This is a genomic window from Pseudomonas sp. 05N432 (assembly GCF_056396945.1).
Genome location: NZ_JBFTMM010000015.1, coordinates 152,714 through 163,084 on the forward strand (window position 1 = coordinate 152,714; position 10,371 = coordinate 163,084).

Annotated in this window: 8 protein-coding genes; all 8 read right to left on the bottom strand. The window is 55.2% G+C overall.

From position 1 onward, the window contains the following. Positions 1-534: 534 nt before the first annotated feature. The 8 genes from AC1DHT_RS17950 to AC1DHT_RS17985 all read right to left on the bottom strand — a co-directional run bounded on the left by AC1DHT_RS17950 (position 535) and on the right by AC1DHT_RS17985 (position 10,194). A complete protein-coding gene (locus tag AC1DHT_RS17950; protein WP_427537881.1) occupies positions 535-798 on the bottom strand; it encodes a hypothetical protein in 264 nt (87 codons plus the stop codon). Positions 799-862: 64 nt separating this feature from the next. Beyond that, positions 863-1,252, bottom strand: coding sequence for an immunity 22 family protein (locus AC1DHT_RS17955; protein WP_477761420.1), 390 nt, complete (start codon positions 1,250-1,252; stop codon positions 863-865). A gap of 135 nt (positions 1,253-1,387) precedes the next feature. Beyond that, a complete protein-coding gene (locus AC1DHT_RS17960; protein WP_427537963.1) occupies positions 1,388-1,633 on the bottom strand; it encodes an SMI1/KNR4 family protein in 246 nt (81 codons plus the stop codon). Continuing rightward, a complete protein-coding gene (locus AC1DHT_RS17965) occupies positions 1,630-1,815 on the bottom strand; it encodes an SMI1/KNR4 family protein (RefSeq protein WP_427537887.1) in 186 nt (61 codons plus the stop codon). Before AC1DHT_RS17965 ends, AC1DHT_RS17960 begins: the two co-directional genes overlap by 4 nt. Positions 1,816-1,978: 163 nt before the next feature. Then, entirely contained in the window at positions 1,979-2,449 is a 471-nt protein-coding gene (locus tag AC1DHT_RS17970; RefSeq protein WP_427537890.1) for a hypothetical protein, read from the bottom strand. Then, on the bottom strand, positions 2,446-7,425 hold the full coding sequence (locus AC1DHT_RS17975) for an RHS repeat-associated core domain-containing protein (protein WP_477761421.1): 4,980 nt from the start codon (positions 7,423-7,425) through the stop codon (positions 2,446-2,448). The genes AC1DHT_RS17970 and AC1DHT_RS17975 overlap by 4 nt, the downstream gene beginning before the upstream one ends. Further along, positions 7,422-8,162 carry a DUF4123 domain-containing protein gene (locus AC1DHT_RS17980; protein WP_477761422.1) on the bottom strand — a complete coding sequence of 247 codons (741 nt, stop codon included), beginning with the start codon at positions 8,160-8,162 and terminating at the stop codon, positions 7,422-7,424. The genes AC1DHT_RS17975 and AC1DHT_RS17980 overlap by 4 nt, the downstream gene beginning before the upstream one ends. Continuing rightward, entirely contained in the window at positions 8,152-10,194 is a 2,043-nt protein-coding gene (locus AC1DHT_RS17985) for a type VI secretion system Vgr family protein (RefSeq protein ID WP_442114837.1), read from the bottom strand. The genes AC1DHT_RS17980 and AC1DHT_RS17985 overlap by 11 nt, the downstream gene beginning before the upstream one ends. Positions 10,195-10,371: the final 177 nt, after the last annotated feature.

Sequence of the window (10,371 nt, forward strand, 5' to 3'; positions counted from 1 at the left end):
GTGAAGCTCCCTGAGCTATGGAGCCGCATAGCGGCATTTGCATGCCTTGATACTGTTCAGTCTGTCAAAACTGGTCGCTGAATTTATGGCGACTTGTGAAGACTATCTGCGTGGTCGATTTGGGACAAGTTCACCTAAGGCGCTACAGCGTGCGGGAAATGTCCTAGGACTTGGAGTAGGACGGTTTATGTAATGGCTGACAACCATATTTCGCATTGATAAATTTTGTCATCGTCAGTCATTGCATGAGAGATTTTCTTATCAAGCTCTTCGAGTTTGTTTGACGTCCTTTCGCAGTAAATTATTAACCAGTTATCTCTTCCTTCGTGTTCAATTATGTAGCTGTTTTCATTTTTTCTGACAGTGATTGACCAAGAGGAAAAGAAATTTCGGTGGTCCGTAAATGATACTACGGTAAAGCCATGGTGTTTGACTGTTTTATATAGTTTGTCACGTATCATTGGTGCGGAGCTCTTGCCTTCAGAAAAAATGGTGGATTAATTATGACTTTCTTACCATTTAGTTAAGTTGCTTTTAGGTTGCGATTCCGCGATCTTTTCCCGGTTGTACTATTAGTAAGTTTTCTACTTCGCGGTTTCGACAGCGTTCGACAAATGATAGTGCGGAAGCTGGGTTTTTTATATATGTATCAAAGGCGCGCTTGTCAATTTCGTAATACTCATCATAGTCAACCATACGGTTGCTGACAGGTATCGAAACGTAGAATTTTCCTGATTCTTCTTCAATTCCGATAGAAAATCGTTCGCTTTTACTGAGAAGAACATCGTTGAAGTTCATTGTCTACCCTGTAGAGCCAGCGATAAAATAGAAAGGAAGAGTGATTTATTTTCTTGTTTTTAGATTATTCACTGTACTCGAAATTACCTAAGAAGAAAAATTGCTCGCGCCTAATTGAGCTCGTTAAGGGGGCTCCGAAGTATTTATAGTCGTAAACTAAAACTAATGTATCTATTTTATGTATGGGCGATGAGATGTTTTTTTGTTTGAAGTCAGCAGAAATGTCAGTGTCATATGAGAAGCCATCAATAGCTTCTGATAATGACTTCGTCAGTTCGACTTTGTCGGCTTCAATTGAGTCGTCATCAACGAATCCTAATGAAAAAGTGTTGGTGAATTCGGAGCCAAGAAAGTCACCGTCTTCGGAGTATGCAGGGGTCATTACCTCTCGAAGTGTGKACTCTTCCCAGTTTGTATTTGCAACCCAAATCGAGACGGACTTTATCAAACCCATTTCTAGCTCCTTCAATCTTTGAATCCTGAAGGTAGAGCGTCTTCCCCACCTCTATGGTCGGAGTATGACATACTTTTCAAATTTCTTTTTTAGATAGACCTCCCAAAAAAATGGACGGATCCTAAACTCCGCTCTCTATTCACTCCATGAGCCGATAAATTTATCAAAGTTGGAGGCGGCAAAGTAGGTTTTACCTGAACTCGGATCAAAAATCTCAACAGCAATAGACGGCTTGTTGAAATCTAGACAAATCAGGTAATCACCGGCGTCCCTTGCGATGGGGAACATTCCTTGGGGAAGTCCGGGAACTCCTCCTACTCGCGAGTACCATGAGACGGTATACGGTCTAATAATAGGCGAGAAAGATAAAAACTCGCTTATGTAGTTTCTTTGTCACTATATGTAAATGAAGAAGTTTTTGGGGAAGCCTTATTAGAATACTTGACCAGATCCAAATATGATTCTGGAAAAACTACGCTAAGTAGTTTTTGTACTTGGGCAATCGTATCTGCATCAACGCTGGAGTTCTGCTCAATGCCGAAAGAGCTCCAATCAAATTTCATATCAGGCTCCCATCATTATTTCTCTCCATGAGCAAACCTCCGTTGTTTCCTGAGCCGGCTAATGAGGCTTCCCTTTCTTTTTCATAAGATTTTGATAGTTTTTCATACGATGAAAAAACGAATTTTCACTGAGTGCCTAGAAAATAAATCCGCCCCTTTGTTTTCAAAGGCTCTCTATATTCGATGGGCCACCGTCATTGACGAGTTTGGTCATTCGACGGTTAAAGAGCTCTAGGTCCTGAGAGTTGTTCGCATTGGTCAATTCGTTGCGCAGAAATATAATTGCTCTTGATATTGTCTGTTTTTCTTTGTCTGTCATGTCACGAACGAGGTCAAAGCCATTCGCGGATAGAGCTGCGACTTTTTTTCGCATGTAATAATAGCAACCTATATTTTCTAGAAGGTCGCTGGCATCTTCTGTTGTTTCTTTTATGGTATTCAAGTATTTATTAAATGCGGACTTAAGTATGGTGGCGGGATTTTCTTGGTTTTTAAGAAAGCCGCATAGTCCCTGCCAGTTAATGATATGCAGCTGAGTGCCCCAGTCAGGGTCTCTCGTGAAATACTTTCCAGCTCCCCTGAAATATTCGGGGAATTCATCTTTGCTTAAGGCAATTTCAAAGTTGCTGATCATTGAAGTTTTTCCCAATCTTCAAATTGGCTGAGGAGTTTGCTCATGTCAGAGCCATGTTCGATTTTTTCAGAACCAATCAGTGCTGCTTCCTTTGTGCCACTTTTTGTCTCGCCTCCAGGTACCCATTCCTTATGATAAGCGCCTGCTTCATTACCGTTTGGTATTTCGTATTTGAATCTTGGATCATTTGGCTTGATTTTCACAAGATAAATTTTCGCGGACGAGAGGTCAGCTGAGCCAAGGTTTAGCTCTCTATTTAGCACTTCCCAGTCACCACCGCTCGCTTTGTACTTGGCAACTACCTTGTCCATCTCTGAAGGGAGTCCCACGAATTTTCTAGGGGGGAATGTAGGATACGATGAACGTTCAATCCACTCGTCGATCACGACAAATGAACCTCCCTGTTGTTTAAAAGCCCCCTCATGAAGGTCCACGTACTGCTCCGGCAAGTATTCGCGTGCACTACCCGGCCTATTACCTTTTTCAAGATTGATGACCTCATCGTACTTAGCCTGGGTCATGGGGATGCGGTCAGGTTTCGTCGCATTTGCTGAGTTAGTAGGTAGCTTGCAGTCGGGTCCCGGGCAATTAGCATTCAACCCCAACGGATCCACCCACCCCGTAGGGTTAGGCACGTACTGGTAGTTGTTCAACCCCCCAGCCAGTTTGATCGGATCCGGCGTCAAAAACCGTCCAGTGCCCGGATTGTAGTAGCGATGGCGGTTGTAGTGTAAGCCCGTCTCAGCATCGAAATACTGGCCCTGAAAGCGCAGCGGGTTGTCGATTTCGGCGACGTCCAGCGTAGCGAGGTTGCCGTAGGCGCGGTACTTGGCGGACCACATGATCTCGCCGCTGTAGTCGGTGATTTCCTGCGGGGTGCCGAGGTGGTCGAGTTGGTAGTAGAACGGCTCGGCCTTGAGCGGACCTTCTCCATCGAGCATGGCCAACGGGCGGAAGGTGCCGGGCTCGTAGATGTAGCTGCGGTAGCGGTTGTTGGCGCTTTCGGCGATCAGCCGTTCGCCTTGCCAGAGGAATTCGGTGGTGTGGCCATCGACGGTCTTGGCGATGCGGCGACCGAAGGCGTCATATCTGTAAGTGGCATTGCTGCCGCCGGGCAGGCTGACGCCGATCAGGCGGTGTTGGCAGTCGTAGCGGTATTCGGTGACCAGTTTTTGCCCGGTGCCGCGGCGTTCGCGGGTCAGGTTGCCGTAAGCGTCGTAGTCATAATGGCGGTCGCCCTGCATCAGCAGGCGGTTGCCTTTGACGTTGGCCAGGTTGGCCGCGGGCTGGTCGCCCTGGCCCAGCAGGTTACCGGCCGGGTCGTGGGCGAAGCTTTCCGGGGTGCTGCCGCGCACGTTGATCAGGCGGTCGAGCGGGTCGTAGTGGTAGCTGCGATTACCCTTGCGGCTGTCGTCGATGCCGGCGAGGTTGCCGTTGGCGTCGTAGGCATAGCGGCGCTGGAACAGGTTGCGATCCTGTTGGCTGACGCTGTGCGCCTGCAATCGGCCTTGTTCGTCGTACTGGTATTGGCTGAGCAGCAGGCCTTGCTGGCGTTGCTGTTCGCGGCCGGCGCTGAACTGGTGGGTGGTCAGGCGTGCGCCGTTGAGGTCGATGCTGCTCAGGCGACCACCGGCCTGATGGCGATAGTCGAGCTTGCTGCCGTCGGGGAGGCGGCAATGGCTTAATTGGCCGAGCGTGTCGTACTCGTAACGCAGCGTGCCCCAGCCTTGGTGTTCAGTGATCAGGCGGTCTTGCAGATCGTACTCGTAGGCGAGCGGCCAGTGGCCGTCATCGACGTTCACCAACCGACCAAGGGCGTCGTAGCTGTAGTGAATTTCCTCGCCATCGGCCAGGGTTTTCACCAGCAGTCGGCCAGCGGCGTCGCGTTGGTATTCGGTGACCAGTTCGCTGCCGTCATCGCCGAATTCGGTTTTCTTCAGCAGTTGGCCGTTGAGGTCGTACTCGTAAGCGGTGCGACGTCCGTCGAAACCGGTTTCCTGTTGGATCAGGCCGTTCGGGTAGTAATCGAGGTGGTAGTGCTCGCCGCGTTCGTTTTCGATCTCGCTGAGCAGCAGGCGCGAGTTGTCGTATCGATAACGCAGCTGGCTGCCGTCCGGGTTGATGCGACGGCTGACCAGGTGCAGGCCATCGGCGTACTCGTAGCGGGTGACGCGGCCCAGTTCATCGCGTTCGGCGGTGACGCGGCCATAAGGGTTGTAGCTGAAAGCGCGGGTGGCGCCGCCGGGCAGGGTGATCTGCGCGAGGCGGTTGGCGGCATCCCATTGGTAGTGGGTGATGGCGCCGCTTTCTTCCTGACGGGTGATCTGCCGGCCCAGTGCGTCGTAGCGATATTTACGCTGACCGCCGTCTGGCAGACGCTCTTCGAGCAGTTGGCCGAGGTTGTTCCAGCCCAGTTGATGGCGGCTGCCGTCCGGGTGGCGGATTTCCAGCAGTCGGCCCTGGCGGTCGTAGCTGTAGTGGGTCGAGTTGCCGTCTGGGTCGATTTGTTCGGTGATGTCGCCTTGGTCGTTGCGCCAGTATTTCCAGGTCGCCTGACCCCGGTTCACCACGCGCACAAAACCGTTGTAGTACTCGTAAGTGGTCGGTGCGTCTTCTGGTGGGATGACCGCCACCAGCCTTCCGGCTTCGTTGTATTGGTATTCGGTGACGGCACCGAGTGGATCTTTTTCGGCAACCAGTTGGCCCTTGTCGTCATAGGCCTTCAGGTGTTCAGCACCGTCCGGGTCGACTTTGGCCACCAGTCGCGCTTGGTCGTCGTGGGTGTAGACCTCTTCACTGCCGTCGGCGTTGGTGACGGTGACACTGCCCTTGTCATCCCAGACGTAGTGCGCGTCCATCTGCGAGAAGCTCGCCCAGTGATGGATGCAGCGTGCCGACTTGCCTTCTTTTTCCCATTCCCAGAAGAAGCTCGCGCCGCCGGCCAGTTGCCGCTCAAGGATCACGTTCTGATCGTTGTAGGCGTAGCGCTCGGCTTCACCGGCGGCGTTCTTCGCCTCGATCAGGCGCCACTGTGCGTCGTAGCCATAAGTGACCAGCGTCTGGACCGTGCTCCAGGCATCTTCCAGGTTGTCCGCCGGGCTGAACTGCTGATAGTCGACAGCAACGATGTGCTTGCGGTCGTAACGCAAGAGCAGGGCGCGACCAGCGCCGTTATCGACCCGTTTGATGCGCCCGTGAATGTCGCGGGTGATGTGCAGGCGATTGCCGTAATCGTCGCTGATGGCGATCAGCGTCGCGCCCTTGCTGTTGTAGCGGAAGTGGAAGAACTGAGCGCGTTCGCCGGCCTGGGTGAGGATCAATTCGGAGGGATCGTCACCGAGGAAAATCGCTGCTTCCGATAGGCTGTTGGTAATGGCCGGACGTTGCACGCTCGGCAGCGGGAACGTCGTGACGCGGTTTTCATGGTCGGTCCAGACGACCTCGTCACCCGCGATATCGACGCGTTGCGCCAAGGCGTGACTCCAGCCGTAACCGAGGCCGCAGTCGATTTCTGCGGCGCTGGTGCGGTACAGGCGTGTCCACTCGAAAGGCAGCAGGCCATTGAGTTGACCATCGGTCAAGGTCAGCAGCTCTTCACCGGTGACCATCGATACCGGGCAGCCGTTGGTGCAGGTTTTCTTGGCGCACGTCGCACTTTTTTCGTCGGGGTTTTTCGACTGGTTGGACGCGTCGTCGACCTTTTCCTTTTTCTCCAGGGTGGTTTTCTTTTCTGTTTTGTTCCGGGCAAAGGCGGAGGCGTTTTTCTCCAGTTGTGTAGGGGTATCGCTGGTCTTCGGCACCGGGCCTTTAGCGGTTTTCGCAGTCGCTTCTTCGATCTTTAACGCAGCGGTTTTGGACGCGCTCATCGGCACGCCTTGCGCGCTGGCAACGAGAGGTTTTACCGTCTCGCCGTGCGCTTTGAGCGCATGGCCTTTACTGACGCTCAGCAATTTTTCGGCGAGTTCCTCCAGCATTTTGACCGCTGTGCCGGATTTGACCTTGGCCAGGGTTTGTGTGCCGACGCGTACTGCCAGGCCGACGCCGCCAGAGAGGCAAATGCCCAGTACCACGTTGATCAAAAAGGAGCTGCTGATCGCGGTGATCACTTCGACACAGATTTGTGGCGATAGCATGCCGACCCAAGCGATGATCGCCGACACATAGATGAACATCAGGGGTTCATCGCTGAGAATCAGCAGGCCGGTGGCAATGGCTTCCTTGGAGGCGGCGTAGAGTTTGTCCAACTCCTCCTTGGTCAGGTACTGGGCGAGTTTTTTCGCGTACTTGATCGGGTTGGCGAGCAGTTCGAACAGGCTTTTGACGTCATCCCAGAGGCCCAGCAGTGCTTTTTCCAGGCTGTCGAGCGCTGACTTTACGAGAATTGCAGATCGGCCCATTCGGTCAGTTGCCGAATAGCTGGCCCATTGCGGCTGGAACTTGCCCGACCATTCACTTTTAAGCCAGCCATCGAGGTTGCCGATGACGCCCTGGTAGGAGGCATACAGCGCCTTGACGTTGCTTTCGGAGACGTTCGGGAAAAAAGTGATGCGGTATAGCTGACCCCGTTTGCAGCCCTTGATGACTTCAATTCCACTGGCGCCGATCGTTGCGGTGACCACGGGACCGACCACGTCGTAGCCGATCATCGCTTTCTTGACCGGTTCGAGTTTGACCGGGGTGTTGCCAATGGGCACGAACCGCGCGGCCTCAAACATATGGATTAGTGTGAAATCACCCAGCAAAGGACAGGTGGCGAATGTTTCAACCGCTCCGGTCTTGGTTTTGCGCTCACTGACGCTGACTTCGTTGCCCACCTTGAACGTCTGGTTTACATCCAATGCCCAGCCGGTCCAGAAACTGTCGGCCCAGGCTTTGTAGTCGCTGAGGCAGTTATTGAAATCCTTGAGAATGACACTCACGTCAGGAGTCTTGGCGTCCAGAACCTGAAGGACCAATTTACCGATGGGATCAATCATGACGTGACTTCCTTTGTCAGATGAGCCGCAAGACGCTCGGCCATATCTTCTGTATTGGGTTGTTGACGGACGAAGCGTTCGACCTTGTGGCGCAGGTTGCTCTCAGGGAAGGCGAAGTACAGTTCCGGGCAGTCCTCTCCCAGCCACTGCATCAGGTTGTCGACGACGGTGGTGTGGTCTTTTTCCGTCAGCGTGTCGAGCAACCCCTGCGGCACCTCCCACCACGGCCACGCCTTGGCCGGCGGCACGCCTCGCACGCCAACTTCCAGGCTTTGGCCATTGATCAAATAGCGCTCAAACACCGGCAGAATTTCACCGGCCCCCGCGCCGAGACCTTCAAGGATCGGGTAGATATGCCGCCCATCCCAAAACCGGAAAAACACTTCAGTCCCGTCCGGCATGCGCACCTGGGTCAGGCTGCGCAGGTGTTCGAACACCACGTCCGGCGCACTGCTGGAAACCGCCAGCCAGCCCCAGTCTTCGGCGTCGGTTTCGGCAATCCATTCGAGGAACGCCGAGCCGCGTTTCAGCTCGGCGAGATAGGGCATCACCGGCTGCCAGTCAGCGTAGGGTGTGCCGCCCCAGATCGGGATCAGTTCGGTGGTCGCTTCTTGCTGGTAAAAGGCGTTGAGCGGCGCTGCATCGCTGGCGTTGCTGATGATCAGGTACAGGCGCTCGCCGGTTTGCAGAGGGCGGCTGGCGAGCCAGTTACGGGGTGTCAGGCGATCAGATGGCACAAGCACCTGCCTTGCATTTTTCGCACTCTTCACAGAACGGCGCATTGCGCTTGAGGGTGTTGATCTGCGCCGGGGTCAGCACGGCGCCGGCCTTGTCGGCGTCGGCTTGCTTGAGGACACCTGGCATCAACGGTGCCGCTGCGGTGCCGCTGCCCGGGCTGCCACCGGAGTTCATGTTGATCGCCGGGCCGCTGAGGGTCACGCCGCCGGCGTCGATCTTGATGAAGCTGCCGCCGCCCTTGAGGGTCAGTTCGCTGCCGGCTTCGAGCACCACTTTCAGGCCGCTGCTGAGGTGGATTTCCTGGCCGGCTTCGATGAACTGGCCGGTGCCGATTTTGATGTGCTGGTTAACGCCGACGGTCAGGTGGTCGTTGGCGCGGGTTTCGACTTTGCGGTCGGCGTAGACGGTGTGGTGTTCTTCGGCCTTGAATTCGCTGTAGCTGTTGGCCTCGACGGTGTCGTGGCGTTCGTTGCCGACGCGAATCTTCTGGTCGTGCTCGATGTTTTCATCCCAGTCGCGCTGGGCGTGCAGGAAGATCTGTTCCTGGCCTTTCTTGTCTTCGATGCGCAGCTCGTTGTAGCCGCCGCCACCGGGCGAGCTGAGGCTCTTGAAGGTGCTGCGGGTCTTGTTCGCCGGCAGGTCGTAGGGGACGATGTTTTCCTTGTGGTACAGACAGCCGCTGATCAGCGGTTGGTCGGGGTCGCCTTCGAGGAAGGTGACGAGCACTTCCATGCCGATCCGCGGGATGGCGATGCCGCCGTAGTGGGCACCGGCCCAGGCGGACGAAACGCGCAGCCAGCAGCTGGTCTTGTCGTCGGCCTGGCCTTCGCGGTCCCAGTGAAATTGCACTTTCACTCGACCGTATTGGTCGCAGTGGATCTCTTCACCTTTCGGGCCGGTGACCACCGCGCTCTGGCTGCCGAGAATGCACGGCTTCGGGTGCACCAGCGGCGGACGGTTGGGCACGTCCCATGGCGTGGCCTGAAAGCGGTTGCGGTAGCCCTGGTGGAAGTCGTCCTTGAGGTCGGTGGTGTCGCTGGTCACCGACTCTTCGAGCACTTGCGGCTGCTTGCCTTCGTGAAGGATCTCAGTGAGCAGCCAGAGGTCGTTCCACTTAGGCTTGGGGTGCTGACTCAGGGCGAGGAAATGCCCGCTGACCAGCAGCGGCTGATCGCTTTTGCCTTCGGCCAGTTGGTAGTCGCTGCGGTGCCGTTCAAGGTTTCGCTTGGCCAGGTGCTTGCCGCGTTCGCGGTCGATGAAGCGCCCTGGATAGTCGTAGTCTTCGAGGTCCGGTTTGCTGTCGCCACGGGCCTCGCTTTCGAGGGTGATGCGCGGTTTCTCGAAGTCGTAGTCGCGACGGGTGGTACGGCTGGTGCGGGTTTCCAGGCGCAGGTCGAAGCGCTTGATCACCGGGTCGTTGGCGACCATGCCGGAGTCTTGCTGGTAGGCCACCGGCGCGAGTTTCGGGAACACCGTCTGGTCATCGCCGAACACCAACTTGTGAGCGGTGGCGCTGTGCTGGAAGTGGTAGTGGATACCTTCTTCCTCGCACAGGCGCTGGATGAAATGCAGGTCCGATTCATCGTACTGAACGCAATACACGCGCTCGGGATAAATCGCACCGACTTTGAATTCGTAGGCATTGCTTTGGATGCCGTGCTCTTCGAGGACCTGGCCGATGATTTTCGGCACGCTGAGGTTCTGGAAGATGCGTTGGTTGATGCGGTGMGAAAGGTAAGACAGCTGCGGGCGCAGGGTCACCGAGTAGCGGGTCAGGCGTTTACCGGCATCGCCTTGGGCGACGCGATAGATCTGYCCGTGAATGCCGGTGCCGTTTTGCGCGAGCTGCAAAAACGCCGGTTTGTGCAGCAGGCTTTCGAGGTCCAGGGACGGGTTTTCGCTGACCAGTTCGACGTCGAACGCGAACGGTTGGCTGATGGCTTCTCGACCGGTGAGGGCGAGTACCTGGAGATCGTTCGCCAGACCTTCTACGGTCAGGGCGAAGTGAGTCTGGTTGGCCGGCGCGAACATCCGTTGTTCCTCGTGCAGTGCAGCAGCATCCATCGAGGCCCGAGCGGGCGATCAACGAAGGCAAGAATTCTTGGGTGGCGCAAACAACATCGACCAGCAGAGCTGGCCGATGTTTTGAAACGGTCGGCCAGACTTAGCCAGCGACCGGGGAACGCCAGTCATCGGAACCCGAAGTAC